The sequence below is a fragment of the Vibrio frigidus genome (assembly GCF_042465995.1).
Taxonomy (GTDB): Bacteria; Pseudomonadota; Gammaproteobacteria; order Enterobacterales; family Vibrionaceae; genus Vibrio.
On the sequence record NZ_JBCDMC010000001.1, the window covers coordinates 398,377 to 416,019 of the forward strand.

The 17,643-nt window shown below is 42.3% G+C and carries 17 protein-coding genes; 2 read left to right on the forward strand and 15 right to left on the reverse strand.

Annotated elements, in window-relative coordinates; all coding sequences use genetic code 11:
- Positions 1–303 precede the first annotated feature (303 nt).
- From AACW90_RS01750 to AACW90_RS01760, 3 genes are all read right to left on the reverse strand, one after another.
- Entirely contained in the window at positions 304–1,473 is a 1,170-nt protein-coding gene (locus tag AACW90_RS01750) for a 3-phosphoglycerate dehydrogenase family protein (protein WP_390229906.1), read from the reverse strand.
- Positions 1,474–1,524: 51 nt separating this feature from the next.
- Entirely contained in the window at positions 1,525–2,640 is a 1,116-nt protein-coding gene (locus AACW90_RS01755) for a phosphoserine transaminase (RefSeq protein ID WP_390229910.1), read from the reverse strand.
- Positions 2,641–2,848: 208 nt separating this feature from the next.
- Positions 2,849–3,193 carry a hypothetical protein gene (locus AACW90_RS01760; RefSeq protein ID WP_390229913.1) on the reverse strand — a complete coding sequence of 115 codons (345 nt, stop codon included), beginning with the start codon at positions 3,191–3,193 and terminating at the stop codon, positions 2,849–2,851.
- Positions 3,194–3,512: 319 nt separating this feature from the next.
- Here AACW90_RS01760 and AACW90_RS01765 point away from each other — a divergent pair, with 319 nt between their 5' ends.
- On the forward strand, positions 3,513–4,409 hold the full coding sequence (locus tag AACW90_RS01765; RefSeq protein ID WP_390230828.1) for a L,D-transpeptidase family protein: 897 nt from the start codon (positions 3,513–3,515) through the stop codon (positions 4,407–4,409).
- Positions 4,410–4,435: 26 nt separating this feature from the next.
- Here the strand turns inward: AACW90_RS01765 and AACW90_RS01770 are convergent, their stop codons facing one another.
- The 8 genes from AACW90_RS01770 to AACW90_RS01805 form a co-directional block, all read right to left on the reverse strand.
- On the reverse strand, positions 4,436–6,877 hold the full coding sequence (locus tag AACW90_RS01770) for a putative bifunctional diguanylate cyclase/phosphodiesterase (RefSeq protein ID WP_390229916.1): 2,442 nt from the start codon (positions 6,875–6,877) through the stop codon (positions 4,436–4,438).
- A 194-nt stretch (positions 6,878–7,071) separates the two neighbouring features.
- A complete protein-coding gene (locus AACW90_RS01775) occupies positions 7,072–7,662 on the reverse strand; it encodes a hypothetical protein (protein ID WP_390229919.1) in 591 nt (196 codons plus the stop codon).
- Positions 7,663–7,743: 81 nt separating this feature from the next.
- Positions 7,744–8,532, reverse strand: a complete 789-nt coding sequence (locus AACW90_RS01780; protein WP_390229921.1) for a ribonuclease H1 domain-containing protein — start codon at positions 8,530–8,532, stop codon at positions 7,744–7,746.
- 298 nt (positions 8,533–8,830) lie between these two features.
- Positions 8,831–9,103 carry an Lpp/OprI family alanine-zipper lipoprotein gene (locus AACW90_RS01785; protein WP_195705942.1) on the reverse strand — a complete coding sequence of 91 codons (273 nt, stop codon included), beginning with the start codon at positions 9,101–9,103 and terminating at the stop codon, positions 8,831–8,833.
- Positions 9,104–9,300: 197 nt separating this feature from the next.
- Positions 9,301–10,206 carry a heme o synthase gene (gene cyoE, locus AACW90_RS01790; protein WP_390229924.1) on the reverse strand — a complete coding sequence of 302 codons (906 nt, stop codon included), beginning with the start codon at positions 10,204–10,206 and terminating at the stop codon, positions 9,301–9,303.
- Positions 10,199–11,263, reverse strand: a complete 1,065-nt coding sequence (locus tag AACW90_RS01795; RefSeq protein WP_390229927.1) for a COX15/CtaA family protein — start codon at positions 11,261–11,263, stop codon at positions 10,199–10,201. Before AACW90_RS01795 ends, cyoE begins: the two co-directional genes overlap by 8 nt.
- Before the next feature lie 10 nt (positions 11,264–11,273).
- The gene (locus AACW90_RS01800; protein ID WP_390229930.1) at positions 11,274–11,849 is read right to left on the reverse strand and encodes a redox-active disulfide-containing membrane protein; all 576 of its coding nucleotides are present in this window, start codon (positions 11,847–11,849) and stop codon (positions 11,274–11,276) included.
- Positions 11,846–12,625, reverse strand: coding sequence for an SURF1 family protein (locus tag AACW90_RS01805; protein WP_390229933.1), 780 nt, complete (start codon positions 12,623–12,625; stop codon positions 11,846–11,848). The genes AACW90_RS01800 and AACW90_RS01805 overlap by 4 nt, the downstream gene beginning before the upstream one ends.
- Here AACW90_RS01805 and AACW90_RS01810 point away from each other — a divergent pair.
- Entirely contained in the window at positions 12,624–12,818 is a 195-nt protein-coding gene (locus AACW90_RS01810; protein WP_390230831.1) for a DUF2909 domain-containing protein, read from the forward strand. The genes AACW90_RS01805 and AACW90_RS01810 overlap by 2 nt on opposite strands.
- 37 nt (positions 12,819–12,855) lie before the next feature.
- Here the strand turns inward: AACW90_RS01810 and AACW90_RS01815 are convergent, their stop codons facing one another.
- The 4 genes from AACW90_RS01815 to coxB are packed head-to-tail and all read right to left on the reverse strand — an operon-like array spanning position 12,856 to position 17,175.
- Positions 12,856–13,755, reverse strand: coding sequence for a cytochrome c oxidase subunit 3 (locus AACW90_RS01815; protein WP_390229936.1), 900 nt, complete (start codon positions 13,753–13,755; stop codon positions 12,856–12,858).
- Positions 13,752–14,366 (reverse strand): cytochrome c oxidase assembly protein, encoded by a 615-nt coding sequence (locus AACW90_RS01820; protein ID WP_390229939.1) that lies wholly within the window; start codon positions 14,364–14,366, stop codon positions 13,752–13,754. The genes AACW90_RS01815 and AACW90_RS01820 overlap by 4 nt, the downstream gene beginning before the upstream one ends.
- Before the next feature lie 8 nt (positions 14,367–14,374).
- Positions 14,375–15,952 (reverse strand): cytochrome c oxidase subunit I, encoded by a 1,578-nt coding sequence (gene ctaD / locus AACW90_RS01825; protein WP_390230834.1) that lies wholly within the window; start codon positions 15,950–15,952, stop codon positions 14,375–14,377.
- 50 nt (positions 15,953–16,002) lie between these two features.
- Positions 16,003–17,175, reverse strand: coding sequence for a cytochrome c oxidase subunit II (gene coxB, locus AACW90_RS01830; RefSeq protein ID WP_390229942.1), 1,173 nt, complete (start codon positions 17,173–17,175; stop codon positions 16,003–16,005).
- Positions 17,176–17,643: the final 468 nt, after the last annotated feature.

Below are 17,643 nucleotides of genomic sequence, written 5' to 3' on the forward strand. Positions count from 1 at the left end.
GAATGTAATGACTAGATGATCTTACAATAACTGATTGTATTAAAAGTAATTTTAAAATTTTAGTCGTATTTACTAATATAGTAATCTGATTATTTTCGATTGTTATAGATTGCTTATGTTAGTGTATTATAACGTGTGTTGGTTTCAAATTATTCTAGGTGGCGATAAATACAATAATGCTCATGCTATAGAGATAAAGTAAGGATATATCTGAATTGAAGTGGGGTTGTAGGAATAAACTCTTATGGTAGGTTGTAGCACAAATTAAACGCGTAGTGAATCACGCTTAATTTGTACCAGATATTAAAACGTACTGACATTAAAAACATGTTCGAGAGCGGCTATTTTAGCCAGTAAATGCTCAGTAGGTTGAGATTCGATATCGACAATGGTGTAGGCAATGTCATCGCGGCTTCTATTTAGCATGTCAATTACGTTGATCTCCAAGTCAGAGAGAACCAGAAGAACCTGACTTAATACCTTCGGAACGTTGTCGTTAGCAAAAGCAATTCGATAACCTTTCGTTCTATCTAAACTAATCGTTGGAAAGTTCACTGAATTGCGAATATTACCATTTTCAAGGAAGTCTATCAGTTGATCTGCGGCCATTGTTGCGCAATTTTGTTCGGCCTCGTGTGTGCTTGCCCCTAAGTGCGGTAGCAGAATTACTTGAGGATGCTCTAGAAGTTCTGGTGATGGGAAGTCACATACGTATTGTTCAATCAACCCTTGTTCTAGTGAAGCGAGAAGGGCTTGTTGATTTACAATACTACCACGAGCGAAGTTCAGCAGTACGGAACCTGGTTTCGCGTGAGACAAGGTTTCTGAATTGAGCATATCCTTGGTATGTTCATTAGCAGGAACATGCAAGCTGATAAAATCACTGCGTGCAATGAGCCACTGCATATTCTCTGCGCGTTGTATTTGTGAAGAGAGTCGCCATGCTGTGTCGACACTGAGTGCAGGATCGTAACCCACCACTTTCATACCCAGAGCCAACGCCGCGTGTGCGACACTTGCGCCAATAGCACCTAAACCAACAACCCCTAACGTTTTACCTGATAATTCTGAGCCTACAAAATTGTTCTTCTCTTTTTCAACCAGCTTTGAAAACTGAGGGTTATTGCGTTCACTGACAAGCATTCTGGTAAAATCGATACCGTTAATGATTTTTCGCGAAGACATTAACATGCCTGTTAAGACTAACTCCTTTACTGCATTTGCGTTTGCTCCGGGCGTGTTGAATACGACAATCCCTTGATGGGTGCAATCACCCACTGGAATGTTGTTAACACCAGCGCCACAGCGTGCAATGGCTTTAACTCGCTCAGGAAAACAGATGTCATGAAGGTTTTGACTACGTAACATGATGGCGTCGGGTTCGCTTATCTCACTGGCGACCTCATAGCTATCACGAGGAAAGCAGTCCAATCCATGGGGGCTGATACTATTATAGGTACGAATTTTTCGCATTAGTATGGCTCTCTTATACGTGGAACTCAGTATTCATTTAAGGACGTGTGATTATTTATTAACCTGCTGATAACCCCAACTTAACCATGGAAGTAGTGTTTTGAGATCGCTTGATTCAACCGTGGCGCCACACCAGATTCGAAGGCCAGCTGGCGCATCGCGATAAGCACCAATATCGTAGGCGACACCTTCAACATCCAGTAGTTTTACTAACGCTTTAACTTGTTCTGGCGTTGCGTCTAAAGAGAGGCATACACTCGTATTAGAACGAGTTTGAGGGTCTACTGCCAGAAAATCTATCCATTCATTATGGGCAATAAATTCTTCTATAACGGCTAAGTTTTCTTGTGATTTTGCGATACATGCAGAGAGGCCACCAATAGAGTCAACCCATTGAAGTGCGTCTAAGTAGTCGGCTACGCACAACATAGATGGTGTGTTGATCGTCGCGCCGCTAAAGATACCTTCAATAAGCTTATTCCCTTTGGTTAAGCGGAAGATTTTAGGCATCGGCCAACTTGGAGTATAACTCTCTAACCGTTCAACGGCCCTTGGGCTAAGCACGATAACACCATGCCCGCCTTCACCACCCAGCACTTTTTGCCAGCTGTAGGTCGTAACGTCTAATTTATCCCAAGGCATTGGCATGGCGAAGACAGCAGAGGTTGCATCACAGATAGTCAACCCATCTCGATCATCTTCTATCCAGTCACCGTTAGGGACACAGACACCGGACGTTGTTCCGTTCCAAGTAAACACGACGTCATGATCTGAATTAGCCTGATTAAGGTCTGGCAGTTGTCCATAATCTGCACCAAAATGGCGGACGTCGTTGAGCTTGAGCTGCTTGGTTACATCGGTGAGCCATTCCTCACCAAACGATTCCCACGTAAAAATATCAACAGGACGTTGACCCAACATGGACCAAAGGATCATTTCCATTGCTCCAGTATCTGATGCGGGCACGATACCTACTCGGTAACCTTCTGGAAGTTCTAACGTTGCTTTTGTCTGTTCAATTGCCGACTGCAAGGCAGCTTTACCAATCGTACTGCGGTGGGAGCGTCCCAGAGTGGATAAATCGAGTTGGCTTACATCGTATCCTGGGCGTTTGGCGCATGGGCCTGAAGAGAAATTAGGGTTGGCAGGCTGTTTCTGAGGTTTCATAATGCTCCTTGGTGGCGATAGCCGATTCGAAAATAGGTTGAATCAAGCCTATGAGTATAAAAACTATAGAGGTTGGGAAACTTGATCCTTGCGCGATTTTCGTACATACGTGAATAAATAGGCTGTTTTTGTGACGTTTTATTTACTGTTATGTTTGATAAGCTTTGTTTTTATTGGTGTGATCTTATGCGGTTCTTTTCTTTAGTCATCAGAGCACTAAACAAAATAGGAGGCTAGCTGAACCAGAAAGAAACAATTTCTGACTTAAAGGTAGATCAACGTAAGTAAATGCTTGTTCACCTGAACCATCATTCATTGACGCCGCTGTGCTTGTCGCTAAATTTGGGCTGTGTTTTATATAGCGAGTATTTGTCGGTGGGGAAACCATAAAGAAGGTACCAATAAGCCATTGCGCCATCATGCTATAGAAGAAGTAATCCGATATGAATTTAACCGCTAGAATGCCAGTTTGATACTCGATAAGGAAAATAGCCCCAACAAAGAATAGGTTGGATAGGGCAACAAAAATGAGCAGTTTACATAGTTTTCCCATGGAGTTAAGCCTGTGGTGTAAGGTAAGTTGCTATACTAACATTTTATTAAAATCAAATGGTTGCCTTTATTTACATTGTAAAAAAAAGATCATCAGCATGGTCAAAAAATTTTGGTGCTATGCAGTTTGCATACACTCTTAACTTCAATCATTTTAAGAAAGGATGATTCATAAGATCTCTTACATTTCGTCTGCTCAATTATGTAGTAGTATGGGTGTCATATTGAAACAGAAATTTCCTCCAATAAATGGAGACGAGTAGTGTGGTTACTATAAAATGTATTCGTTGGGTTTTTAAATCGAAAGGAACAGATTTTTGATGATATTTAGATGGTTTTTATTGGTTAGCCTACTGTTTGTTGCACCACTGCAAGCCGCAAGTTATCGACTGCCAACCGACGGCAGTCAACTTGTTGGTCGAATACAGAATCACTTGGTGGAACAGGGTGAATCAATGGCCGGTATTGCAAAACAATATGATGTCGGTTTTCTATCATTAATGGCAGCAAACCAAGGCGTTGACCCTTTTTTACCAGAAGAAGGGACGGTCCTTACTATACCTTCACTCTTTATTCTACCTTCCAAAGACCGCGAGGGAATAGTGATTAACCTTGCAGAATTGCGGCTCTATTATTTTGATAAAGACAAAAAGAATGTGCATGTTTTCCCTGTCGGTATCGGTCGTATTGGTCGCGATACTCCAGAAATGACGTCTTACATTAACCAAAAAATCAAGGATCCAACGTGGACACCCACTCAGACAATTCGAGCTGAGTCATTGGCCAATGGTATTGAACTGCCCAAGGTTGTCCCTGCAGGACCAAATAATCCTTTGGGGCTGTATGCATTACGCTTAGGGTATGGAGTAGGAGATTACCTCATTCATGGAACCAATAAGGATTTTGGTATCGGGCTGCGTGTAAGCTCTGGTTGTATTCGAATGGAACCAAAGGATATTGACTGGTTATTTCATCAAGTTTCTCGTAAAGAGAAAGTGAGAGTAGTGAATACGCCTGTGAAAATGACGTTAGAACCTGATAGCAGCGTATTTATGGAAGTTCATGAACCCTTGACCAGAAGCAACGGTGAGAAAAAAACCTTGGCTGTACCCCAGAGTTTAGAGGGTTGGATGGATGAATTTGGAATGTCTAAAAATAAAGCAAAAGCGGCGATTCTAGTTCAAAGTGGTATTCCTATAGAGATCGCAGGGCCATAGTTTTTGTTCGAAAACGGCGTCTATCTTCATATTATTGATGGCGCAGTATTTTGCTCTATGTATAGACAAAGTTCGTTTATCGGGACGGGTCGGCTAAAGTAGTAACCCTGTAAGCGATCACAGTGGTGCTGTTTTAAAAAGGCGATCTGTTCGTCTGTTTCAACCCCTTCCGCAACGACCTGCAATCCTAGGTTGTGAGCTAAGGTAATCGTTGTAATACAGATCTCTTCATTATTGATATCCTTTCCTATATCGCTAACAAATGTCCTATCTACCTTGAGGGTTTGGATAGGTAATTTTTTCAGGTAACTCAGCGATGAATAACCTGTGCCAAAATCATCGATAGCCAATGAGATACCTAGATTGCTGAGAGCCGTAAGTTGTGAAACGGCAAAGTCTGGATCTTGCATTGCGGCTGTCTCTGTGATTTCAAATTCTAGTTCACCGACTGAAATACCATATTTTTTCATTGCTTTGTTTACTTTGTCGATCAGTTTAGTGGATTGCAGTTGGTTGACTGAAAGGTTGATGGATATTTTGTTTAAGCCACCGCCACGCTGTTTTATTTGAGAGAATGAATGGCAAGCCTCGTCTAATATCCAATCGCCAAGGATGTGAATGAATCCAGTGTCCTCTGCGATGGGTATAAATTTGTCGGGTGGATAAAACCCGTGCTCTGGATGTTTCCAGCGGATAAGTGCTTCTGCACTAACGATAGCTAGAGAGGTTGCGTTCACTATTGGTTGAAAGTAGATTTCGAATTGACCCAACTCCAGTGCAACCCGCATTTGGTTCTCTAGTTTCAACCTTTCATCCGCAGCTTGGGACAATGCGGTGGTAAAAAATTGGTAGTTATTTCGCCCCTTTAGTTTTGCCTGGTACATGGCGATATCGGCATTTTTCATCAGTTCAACCGTCGTGGTGCCATCATCTGGATATAAACAGATACCAATACTGGCAGAGGTCTCCACATCACGATTATTAATGTGATAGAGCTTGTTTAGTTTCTCTTGGATCCGTTGAGCAACAAGAGCAACATCTGAAGCATCGGTTACTTGAGGGAGAACCAATACAAACTCATCACCACCGATCCGTGCAAGGGTATCTTGATCTCGCTTTATTTGGGAGAGTTCGTGCGCTACTTCTATGATCAGTTTGTCGCCAAATGCGTGCCCAAGTGAGTCATTAATCGTTTTAAATCGGTCTAGGTCAATGAACAACATCGCCGCTTTGTAGTGATATTTTTGGGCTTGCTCCAATACTCGACCTAGCCTTTCTTCTAAGCTGTAACGGTTATGCAGGTCGGTTAAAATGTCGAAGTGAGCAAGATGGGCAATCTTCTTTTCTGCTTCTTTTCGCTCGCTAATATCGCTATAAGTACTGATATAAAAGGATGAATCGCTGCTTTTCTTTTGTATTTTGGAAATTGAGAGCCATTTAGGGAATACGTTGCCATTTTTTCTCCGGCCGTAGGCTTCTCCTTGCCAAAATCCTTTGTCTTCTAACGTACTCGTCATCTCAAGGTAGGTCGAAATTGGCGTATTATCCGCGTGCATCATTTCCCAGTTTTTGGAAATAACATCCTCAATTGAATAACCACTGTGTTTTAAAAATGCACGATTTGCATTAATGATTTTTTGGTTTTGGTCAATGATTAACATGGCTTCACCACTGCTGGAAAAGGCGTTGGCATAAAGACCTAAAACCTCGGCTGACTCTTCTCTTTCTATGTCTCTTTGTTGACGTTCCCTAACCTGAGAAGACGATATATTTGAATATAAAAAGATCCCCAATCCGCCTAAAACCCAAAGGATAGAATGGCTAACTGACAGGTTGTTAATGGATCGCTGAACTAATTGGTAGTGTTCGGTAAGAGGTAAACTTACGCCGATACCACCTCTGATATCGCCAAGTCGATAGCCTTGTGAGGCGTGGCATTTAAGGCACCCTTCTTCAACATTCATGGCTCTCAGGTAGCGAAGATTCGGTACACCATCGATTAACTCTGTATCCCAACTTTCTGTGATGACACCCTGTTCAAATGCAGTCAACTGTTGCGCTTCCCAAGCGTCAGGTGCATTAACGTTGTTGATTGGCTTTAAGGATGTAATCCTACCTTGTATTCCGAATAATTCAGCATACTGTTCAGATAGTTGACGAAGCATTGCGGCAGGATTCACTAGGGTGAGCATCGTACCATCGGGTAGATTAACGTCCCTATTTGGGATATGACTTAACCATTTAATTGGTTGTTGTTTATCCGAAATAGGCACATAGACTCCACCATGAGACGCTCCCCATAAGCGAAATGTGATGTCTTTATTGATAGACGTTTTCGCCTCGCTATAGGCGCGACTTATGATGCTTTCTCTTGCGGCTATAATATTCCAGCTAAGTGAACCTGCAATCAAAATCGACCACACAAGCAACATACTGATGATGGTTTTGTGTTTTTTAATAAAGCCCAAATGAATGTCTCTTTTCTAGCCAATACATATTATTATTCTATGAGTATAACGATAAATATTACTTTGGGTTAAGTGATTGGGTGCGTAGATCTTGTTTTTGATAATACCGTCATTTTTTGCGGTTTAAAATGAATGTAGAGAAGCGAATTTGACCAACTCGAATCTGATTAGGTTCGAGTTGGGTATGTTGCGATCTATTTGATCGTTAAGGAAAGTGAAGCGACGCGTTGAAGAAGGGTAGTCAGGTGCATTATTGCCTCGATATGTTGAGGGTAGTCTTGAAACGGTTGGCAGCGAACGTCATCCATTTCGATTAACTCGTTGGATAATAACCAATATAAATCAGAGGTGTAAAGCATAGCGGATAGTGGTTTGTATACTTCCGTTTCATACGCTTGAGATAGATCCGCGATAATCCTCTCACGATCGTGTTCACTCTCTATTGGCTTATCAGCATTGTCTATAGCCTTTATGTAGTGCAGGTTATTAACGAGGTTTTCCATAATCGGCTTGTTATCCTTTGACAGAGATGACAACGTTTGTCTGATAATGCTTAGCCAGTTTTCTTTGGTTAATGTGTTTTCATCTACTCTTTCAAACTCATTAACGATTTTGTGTTCTACAAAGACCTGTGATTCTTTCAATACCGCTCTTACCTTTTGAAACGGCAATTGAAATTCTATGCAAAGTGCAAGGATAAGGCGATGGAAGCCGCCATCAGGAAGATGAAGGTTACCTTTAAAAAGAGTAATGGCGTGTTCTTGTTCTTGAGTGAGGTTACTCATTCTGGGTTTTTCCTTACTGCTTAGCATGTATAATTACTTTTGATATCAACAACATTATATATCGATTTATTTAGCGTTGATTTATCCGCGGCGTTTTTTAAGAATAGCGTCAATATCTAACGCTTCAGTGTATAAGCTCAGCTTAACTTGTTTCGTTTCGATAGCTAAAATAGACATTCTGTCGGCGAGTTCATTGCCTTCTACACCAATGTGGCCATTGACGTGGTGGATCGCTATTTTACTCTCTAGGGTTTGGTATAAAGCAAACATATCTTTAATAAGCTCGATATTTTTGATCTCGCCCCCTTTCCTAACCCATCCATTTTTCGCCCACCCTTTCGCCCATGTGGTTAAGCACTGGATTGAGTAACTAGAATCGCTATAAATACCAACAGTTTTGTTGTTATTTAGATAGGCTTGACTGATCAATAAGCTCTGATGAAGAGCATTCAGTTCTGCCGTGTTATTGGTCCCTTCGGCTTGGTAGATTCCAAACCATAGCTCAGTAAGCTTGTTGGAATGATAGATAGCAATACCTGACCCTGCTTCACCAGGGTTGGGCTCGCAAGCACCATCGGTAAAAATTTTAACCTCATAAGGCATGGCGTTAATGTGTTCATCGGTTAAAGCTGAGGCTTTTGGTTTTTTAGTGCCCGCGATAGATTTGCTTCCGTGTCCGGACTTAACGGCGGGTGATTTGGATATTACGCCGGTATTCGCTGGTTGACCAAATGCCTCTTCAGCCTCAATGCGAGTCGGAAATGATTTATAACGAGCCCCAGGGAATTTTTCAACTTGGGCTTTACACGTTGCCCAATCAGTAAAAATACCCGTTTTACGGCCTTGCCAAACGACATAGAATTTTGCCAAATTATGCTTTTAAACCTAATGAATTAGAGACAGAGCGAATGTATTACACTATTCGCGTTAATTCAATTGAGATACTAGGTATTTATACCAGTACCATTAAAAGATAGGTTAGACGAAAAGTGTTCACGCCCGTATGACTCGATCGGTTCGATAAACCGAATTCATTTTAAGCATATAGACAATTTGACTGATATTGGTTGTAAACCGTAAATCAAAAAAAGCCCTAACAAAGGTTAGGGCTTAGCGTTGTTTTGTTACTATTTAGTAAAGCTGTCTATGACTACTTAGTATTTGAACACTACTTCGTATAAGACTGAGCGATATTATCGATTCGCTCGTTTGCTCTAGCTGCTTCATCTTGAGCTGACATAGCTGCATCAGTCGCTTTACCTGCTTTCATTTCAGCAGCTGATTGACTTGATTTAAGCGAAGAAACTTCACTGCTTAACTCATCTACTTGTGAAGATAGCGCGGCAAGTTGACTGGTTGTTTCTTCATCGGGTCCAGAGGCACAGCCTCCTAGTAAAAGAAGAGAACCCATACCGACTGCTATTAGTAATTTGTTATTCATGCACACTCCTGTTATGTAATGTCATCTTTTTTTAACTCGAATTTAGTGTAGCTCTGATCTCATTGATCCGATAGGGTTTATTAGTAAATAGATTTGCATCATCATCACTATTTACACTGTAAAATTGTATCTGTCTCATTAATAAGACGATTTAATGCGATTTGTTCGACAAAAAATACCCATAAAAACGAGTTATTTTACAAATTTAGGTAGTGATCAACCAAAAGAGCAACAAATAGGAGCATTAAGTGATAGATAGAAAACTTAAATGTATCCATTGCTGTGTTGTCTTTACAGTTATATTTAAGCTGCCATGCATGGAAGATAAACCCACTGCTTAATACCGTAGCAATCGACAAATATATCATTCCACTCATGCCGACAAGAACCGGTAATAAGCAAACCAAAAATAGTAAAATAGTGTAAAGCAAAATACTTGTTTTTGTGTATTCCACTCCATGAGTAACGGGGAGCATAGGGATATCAGCTTTGGCATACTCATCTTTTCGGTGGATCGCGAGTGCCCAGAAGTGAGGCGGAGTCCAAACAAAAATAATCATAACCAATAACCACGCGTTAGCATGGAGTTCTCCGGTGACAGAGGTCCAACCTAATAGAGGAGGCATCGCACCTGCAATACCTGCGATGACAATATTTTGCGGCGTGGCTCTTTTCAGGTACATGGTGTAAACCACTGCGTAACCGAGCAAACTCACCAAGGTGAGAAATGCAGTTAATGCGTTAACACCAATATAGAGGACGGCAAATCCAATGACCCCTAACGCGGAAGCAAAAAGCGAGACCTCATAAGCGTTGATATTTCCCGAAGGGAGCGGTCTTTTTTGAGTCCTCATCATCAAAGCATCGATTCTTCTATCGATTAGGTGGTTAAATGCGGCAGCAGAACCCGCCATCGCGCCAATCCCCAATAGACCCAGTAGGCTTTGCTGTACCGGTAATGAAGTGGGCACGGCTAAACACATACCTACAACCGCAGTAAGCAACATAAGTGCGACCACTTTTGGTTTGGTGAGCGAGAGGTAAAGACGCCATTTTGGCTGTTCAAATGCAACCGTATTGCTTGCGACAAGTGTTTTATTCATGAGTCCCCCTAATGTTTGATTCGATAGAGTGAGAAGTTGCAATGTTGTGGCCCTTATTGTGTACGTATATAACGTAGTTGATTCTGACTGTGGTAATGAGAATCAGTGCACCGCAAAGATTATGTAGAACAGCAATAGGTAACGGCAATTGAAGTAAAACGTTGCTGACCCCTAATGTTATTTGGATCAGTAGCAAAAAGAGCAGCCAATGTGATTGATGGCGAAGAAATGGATCAGCGCTCCGCTTTGCTTGCCAATGAAATAGCAATACAACGATGGCGACGATAATCGCACCAATGCGGTGGCTGATATGTATGGTCATTCGGCTTGCATAATCTAATACGCCAAATTCATAATTATCATGGCCAGATTGGATGAGTGTAAACGCCGTTTTAAAATTAAGATATTGCGTCCATTCACCTTGGCAAATCGGCAGACTGGTGCACATAAGTGCGGCATAATTGGCTGATGTCCAGCCACCCAAAAATATCTGACCGATGACTGAAACCAGCGTGATCAATGCGAGTGATTTTATAGCGCCTTGTAACGGTTCGTTAATTTGTGCGGGCGCAGCGGTACGTAGACGTATTTTGGTATACAGAAGCACCAGTAAACTGAGTAAAGTAAAGCCACCAAACAGGTGGGCTAATACCACAATAGGCATGAGCTTGAGGGTGACGGTCCACATTCCGAGTAATGCTTGTGCTATAACGACAAGCGATAGCGAGATTGGGAGTATGAAGCCCACACGATTGTGGCGTAGTGAAATCCACGTGATAGCAAAAACAAGTAAACCGAGAGAGCCAGCGAAGTAGCGGTGAATCATTTCTGGCCATGCTTTACTCTCGACAACGTCAAGATGAGGGTAGAGTTGATTCGCTTTTGCTATCTCAGCCGTGGAAGTGGGTACACTGAGGTGGCCATAACATCCCGGCCAGTCCGGACAGCCCAATCCTGCATCGGATAGACGAGTATAGGCACCCAAAACGATGACACACAGAGTTAATATAATACTCAGCTTTAATACCAATAATAAAACCCGCGGTTCGTTCTGCATTTCGGTATCCTTATCCGACTCTGGAAAGCTTTAATAACTTGCGAAAATCAGTAAGTAGTTCTTTATGCTGCTTAAAAAGTTCATTTTCTAATGACTGTCGAGGATATTTCATCACTAATTGTCCGAGAGGGTCGACTAACAAATACTCTGATGAATCGACGTAGTCCATAAAGTTATCTGTCACTTTAATGGTTGTAAATAAGTCACTTAAACTGGATAAGCTACTAAGGTCACTCTTTTCGGTGACGTAAAGGACGGCTTCAACTCTAGGTTGGTATTTTCCTAGTGCGACATAGCTTTGGTTGAGTAAATAAACCTGTTGTTTACATAGCTCACCACACTGAGCAGGGATGACGATTCCCATGTGCCAAATTTTACTGACGGGCATCTCTATCTTAAGCATTGAATAAGTCAGTCTTGGTTCGATAAGGACGCCTTTGTTTGTTACGCCTGACTGGTACCAATGTTGAGTCAATATCAATTTAGCCGCGATGGCTGGAATCATGAACATGAGAATAAGAGAAACCAAAACGATTCGACCTTTGGTTCGGCTATTGGTGGGGTTTTCTTCTAGTGAAATGGTCATGATATATCCCTGTTAATGGCTCGTAATTTTTTATAGAAAATGGTTAACATGAGCAGTAACCAAACGGTTGCCATCGCAAACCACTGTACGGAATAAGCGAAGTGTTTAGATGAAGCCATGGGTATCGGTTTCCATGGTTGAGGGAGAGGCCAGTCTTCTACTTGATCAGGTTGTAGAGCGAAAGGTAATAAAGAAACCATAAGTTTGGTTTCAAGCTGTTTGAAGTTCAAATTTTGGATTCTAAGATGTTGGATAGTTTCGGGCATCAGGTCTGAGCTGAGCTTATTCAAGCTTCGAGCATACAACCGACCCGTTAAACGTTCTTGTTGTAAAGTTTGTGGAGTAGCAGGGAGTACTGAACGATCGTCCCCCGTTGGTATGAATCCGAGTTCGATCAATAGGTGCTCATTATGGTTATGTGGCTTAACAATTTGATACACCAAATAACCGGCCTGCCCATTATGGGTTTGATTATCAAGATAGATTAAGGGGTTATTGCTGGGTTTGAAGGCTGCGGATACTTTTAGTCCGGTAACAGGAACCGAATAATCGGTCAATTCACTAAGGGGAATATGAGTCTGCCCTGCTCTTGTTTCTAACTGTTGTTCAAGCAGCTGTTTCGCTTCGCCTCGACTTAATTGCCAGAATCCTAAGTTGACCAATAGAAAAAATACAACCACAGTTAACAGTGCTGCAACCCAATACGAAACGGAGTGGGATAACACAGCAATAGGAGATGCTATGGTTTTTGCTTTCAAAACAGCACTGATATTCATGTTACTTTTCATCATTGGCAACTTGGCGATAGCCCTTTATTATATGGTGAAATCATCACCTTCTGATGGTGAAAATAGTCCTTCCATGAGTCAATTTTTAGGCCGGAGACTCATGGTGTCAGTAGGTGTCGTTATATTACTTATTATCGCTCTGAGCTCCGGTTTAATAGAGCCCAATGTTCGTCCTTATTGATCGTTAATATGTGTTGTATTTGTGAATTAAACCGTTTCTATAGCACATAAACGAATACAAACAGGCAGAGCCAGATCACGTCAACAAAATGCCAATACCAACTTCCGGCTTGAAACGCAAAATGGTTTCGAGGTGTAAAATGGTCATACGCAATTCTACAAAGCAGAATTATCAGAAAGATGGATCCCAATAAGACGTGCAGGCCGTGAAATCCGGTCAGCATAAAGAAGGTGTTGCCATAAATACCAGACTGCAATGTGAGCCCGAGTTCTTGGTAGGCATGGATGTACTCTTCGATTTGGAAGAACAGAAACAGCCCTGCTAACACGATGGTTATCTCTAACCAGAAAACCAATGCTGTGCGACGGTCTTTTTCCAAACTGACATGAGCGAAGTGCAACGTGATAGAAGAGAGCAACAAGATTATCGTATTTTTAAGTGGAATCCCTTGCCACGGCATGGCTTCGACTGACTGGCCTGCAGGTGTACTGGTTAAGGGCCAAAGGGCCTCAAACGCGGGCCACAATATTTCGTGAGTCATCGCATTGTTATCTGCCCCCGCTAACCAAGGCACGGCAACCATTCTTGCGTAGAATAGCGCACCAAAAAAAGCACCAAAAAACATAATCTCTGAGAAAATAAACCAACTCATGCCCTGTTTGAATGAACGATCGATCTGATCTGAGTACAAGCCAGAGAGAGATTCGGTGATCACGCTCTTAAACCACCCCGCAAACATATACAATAGAACCAAAAACCCGATGGTTAATACGCCTTTACCGATGACAGACCCAAGGCTCTCGGTCCCTTTATACTGGACGGTTACCCCTGCACCTACCGCGATCAAAAATAGAGCGATAGCACCAATGATCGGCCAGTGACTCTGGGCTGGGACATAGTAAGTAGGATGTTGTGGATGGGGGGCTTCTACGCTCATTCTGATCTCCTTGGTGTCGCGGTTGAGTTAGCGAGCATGGCGACACTTTTTGGCTCTTGTTCTACTGAGTCGGTTATGTCGAATACGGTGTAAGAGAGTGTAAGGGTATGAATGGAATCGGGAATATCTGGTTCGATATAGAATACCAGCCCAAGCTCGGTGCTTTCCCCAGCTTTAAGTGGTTGACGAGTAAAACAGAAACACTCCATTTTGTTAAAATGTGTAGCTGCTATGCCCGGAGAGATCGAGGGTACCGCTTGTACAATCGTATCTTGTTGCGACAAATTCTTGGCGAGATACGCCGTTTGTATCACCTGTCCTGGGTGAACTTGGAGCGTCCGAACTTTTGGTTTCATTTGCCAAAGCATACCAGACGGAATGTGAGCCATAAGCTCTACGTTAATAGTTCGAGATAGATCAATAACCATTCCATGGGGCTGATCTATCGCGACCTTATTCGTTTTTCCATTGATGCCTAAAGCATCACACATGACGTCATATAGAGGCACAAGCGCGTATCCAAAACCGAACATCGCCACGACGGCAAACAATAGTTTGGTCGTCAGCGCTTTGTTTGCTTTTTGCTTATCTTTTTTTTCACCTATTCCCATGACGACACCTAATCGATTTTCGGTGGTTGATCAAACGTATGATGAGGGGCGGGGCTAGGGACCGTCCATTCGAGCCCTTCGGCTCTTTCCCACGGTTTTGCCGGCGCTTTCTCTCCGCCTTTAACGCATTTAATGACAACCCAAAGAAATAGCAGCTGTGATATACCAAATGCGAACCCCCCGATGGAAACAATCTGGTTTACGTCGGCAAATTGGATGGCGTAGTCGGGTATTCGGCGTGGCATACCTGCTAGTCCAAGGAAATGCATGGGGAAGAACAGTATGTTTACCGAGATAAGTGATGTCCAAAAATGCCATAGACTAAGGCGTTGGTTGTACATATTTCCGGTCCATTTTGGTAACCAATAATAGGCAGCCGCCATGATGGAGAATACGGCACCAGAAACCAGAACATAGTGAAAATGGGCGACCACAAAATAGGTGTCGTGATATTGGAAGTCCGCCGGAACAATGGCCAACATCAAGCCAGAAAATCCGCCGATGGTGAATAGAACAATGAAAGCGATAGCAAACAACATAGGGGTTTCAAAGGTGAGCGAGCCGCGCCACATGGTGGCAACCCAGTTGAATACTTTCACACCAGTGGGCACCGAAATCAACATGGTGCAATACATAAAAAACAGTTCAGCAAATACAGGCATTCCCGTTGTGAACATATGATGCGCCCATACCAAAAATGACATCAATGCGATGCTGACCGTAGCGTAGACCATGGAGTTATAGCCGAATAATTTTTTACCAGAAAAAGCAGGCACAATGGCAGAAACAATACCAAAAGAAGGTAGGATCATTATGTACACTTCTGGATGACCAAAGAACCAGAAAATATGTTGGAACATGACAGGGTCACCACCCCCAGCAGCATCAAAGAAGCTAGTGCCAAAGTACTTATCGGTTAATACCATGGTTACCGCACCCGCGAGCACAGGCATAACGGCAATGAGTAGGAATGCCGTTATCAACCATGTCCACACAAACATCGGCATCTTCATCAATGTCATGCCCGGCGCGCGCATATTGAAAATGGTGACGATAACGTTGATCGCGCCCATAATAGAACTAATACCCATAATATGAACCGAGAAAACAAATAATGCGGTGCTATCAGGGCTATAGGTGGTAGAAAGTGGTGCGTAGAATGTCCAACCAAAATTCGGACCGCCCCCTTCAGTAAAGAGCGATGCCAGTAAGATTAAGAATGCAAAAGGTAATATCCAAAAACTGAGATTATTCATGCGAGGTAGCGCCATATCTGGCGCGCCAATCATCATTGGGATCATCCAATTGGCTAAGCCAGTAAATGCCGGCATGACGGCGCCAAATACCATGATCAGCCCATGCACCGTTGTCATCTGGTTGAAGAAGTTTGGCTCGACAAGTTGTAACCCCGGCTGAAAAAGTTCTGCACGGATTACCATTGCCATCGCACCACCAATGAAGAACATGGTTAGGCTAAAAATAAGATAGAGCGTGCCTATGTCTTTATGGTTGGTTGAAAATACCCACCTAGTCCAACCGCTAGGAGCATGATGAACGTCATGGGAGGAAGCGGTATCTGACGCCATCAATTCTGATTCGATTGTCGAGCCGATGTTGTTGCTTTCTATAGAAGTTTTCATTGCTCTTCCTCCGAATTTTTATCTGCTTCAGCTGGATTCTTAAATGCATTGATATCGGAAGCCTGAATCACATCACCTGTTTTATTATCCCAAGCATTACGTTGGTAAGTGATAACGGCAGCGATTTCTTGATCGGTGAGTTGAAGAGCAAATGCTTGCATAGCGGTACCGGAGCGACCATTAACGACGGTGTCAATGTGCAGAGAAATATCACCTGTAGCGATAGGGCTTCCACTGATAGCAGGGAATACGGCCGGTAGACCCATTCCATTTGGTTGGTGGCATACTGAGCAGCGTTCCAGGTATACTTTTTCACCTATGGTCATGAGCTGATCTAATGGCATATTGTTTGCCAATGCTTTGGCAGCCTCGATTTTTTGACGTTCGACGTCCTGACGTTTACCTAATAACCATTGTTCGTAGTCATCTTCTTCCATCGCGTGAACGACGATAGGCATAAAGCCGTGGGCTTGGCCGCAAAGCTCTGCGCATTGGCCGCGATAGATGCCGGGTTTGTCTATTTTTGTCCACGCCTCATTGATGAAGCCGGGTACGGTGTCTTTTTTTACTGCAAAATCTGGCACCCACCATGAATGGATAACGTCGTCGGAAGTGAGTAAAAAACGAATTTTTTTATTGATAGGTAAGACGAGTGGATTGTTAACTTCAAGTAGATAATTCGCCCCTTTCTCTTTAATACCGTCAATTTCTTCTGAGGAGGTGGCGAGTAAGCTGAAGAACTCAATTTCTTCACCAAAGTAGCTATAGTGCCATTTCCACTGCGAACCAGTGATCTTTATAGTTAAGTCTGATTTGCTTGTATCTTCCATCGCAATCAGTGTTTTGGTTGCAGGAATCGCCATCGCGATCAAAATGATAACAGGGATAACTGTCCATATAATCTCGACCTTTGTGCTTTCATGAAAATCGGCAGCGACAGCACCTTTAGATTTACGATGATTGAAAATGGCGTAGAACATCGCACCAAACACAACAAAAGCAATGGCGCAGCATATATAGAAGATCAACATATGCAATTCATACACTTTGCCGCTAATTTCTGTCACACCTTGTGTCATGTTGAGTGAAGTCTGAGCTAATGCTTTAACTGGTAGCGAGAGTAAAAGTAAACAAATGAACAATTTTCGGACAGTAGCTAGTTGATGCAAACGATATCCCCCCATCTTAGTCGAGTGCATCCAACGTTAATCTTTGATGATAACGCTGGAAACATACTGCACTGGTTGTAATTGTTATGATTATGTTAATGAATGCTAGTTTGATAATAGGAATTGTTCAAGGTGACAGAGTGAATTGCCGTCGTGATTATTGTGTTATCGATAGCAACATTTGTGTACTTTTTTTAGAGTCAAAATTTAAAATTTACTGCTTTTGTTCTCAATTCGTTTTAGAAAAAGGATCGTATAAAATGAATGGAAGTTATTTTTATTCTATAATAAAAAGTAGAATGAAAGTAAGGTTGGATGGTAATATCCTTTATAAACAAAAAGTTAAATACAAATATGGTTTGTATTTCTTGTATTAACATTGTAGATTCATTGTATTATTCAGTTGTATTAATGTGGCTACATTAAAATTAATACAATTATAATACATAAAATAGCTCTTATGTGATA

What these genes read in the sequence shown, in the direction of transcription:
- AACW90_RS01750 (WP_390229906.1), bottom strand. Translation starts at nt 1,473, where the DNA reads ATGCGAAAAATTCGTACCTATAATAGTATCAGCCCCCATGGATTGGAC.
- AACW90_RS01755 (WP_390229910.1), bottom strand. Translation starts at nt 2,640, where the DNA reads ATGAAACCTCAGAAACAGCCTGCCAACCCTAATTTCTCTTCAGGCCCA.
- AACW90_RS01760 (WP_390229913.1), bottom strand. Translation starts at nt 3,193, where the DNA reads ATGGGAAAACTATGTAAACTGCTCATTTTTGTTGCCCTATCCAACCTA.
- AACW90_RS01765 (WP_390230828.1), top strand. Translation starts at nt 3,513, where the DNA reads ATGATATTTAGATGGTTTTTATTGGTTAGCCTACTGTTTGTTGCACCA.
- AACW90_RS01775 (WP_390229919.1), bottom strand. Translation starts at nt 7,662, where the DNA reads ATGAGTAACCTCACTCAAGAACAAGAACACGCCATTACTCTTTTTAAA.
- AACW90_RS01785 (WP_195705942.1), bottom strand. Translation starts at nt 9,103, where the DNA reads ATGAATAACAAATTACTAATAGCAGTCGGTATGGGTTCTCTTCTTTTA.
- cyoE (WP_390229924.1), bottom strand. Translation starts at nt 10,206, where the DNA reads ATGAATAAAACACTTGTCGCAAGCAATACGGTTGCATTTGAACAGCCA.
- AACW90_RS01795 (WP_390229927.1), bottom strand. Translation starts at nt 11,263, where the DNA reads ATGCAGAACGAACCGCGGGTTTTATTATTGGTATTAAAGCTGAGTATT.
- AACW90_RS01800 (WP_390229930.1), bottom strand. Translation starts at nt 11,849, where the DNA reads ATGACCATTTCACTAGAAGAAAACCCCACCAATAGCCGAACCAAAGGT.
- AACW90_RS01810 (WP_390230831.1), top strand. Translation starts at nt 12,624, where the DNA reads ATGTTACTTTTCATCATTGGCAACTTGGCGATAGCCCTTTATTATATG.
- AACW90_RS01805 (WP_390229933.1), bottom strand. Translation starts at nt 12,625, where the DNA reads ATGAATATCAGTGCTGTTTTGAAAGCAAAAACCATAGCATCTCCTATT.
- AACW90_RS01815 (WP_390229936.1), bottom strand. Translation starts at nt 13,755, where the DNA reads ATGAGCGTAGAAGCCCCCCATCCACAACATCCTACTTACTATGTCCCA.
- AACW90_RS01820 (WP_390229939.1), bottom strand. Translation starts at nt 14,366, where the DNA reads ATGGGAATAGGTGAAAAAAAAGATAAGCAAAAAGCAAACAAAGCGCTG.
- ctaD (WP_390230834.1), bottom strand. Translation starts at nt 15,952, where the DNA reads ATGGCGTCAGATACCGCTTCCTCCCATGACGTTCATCATGCTCCTAGC.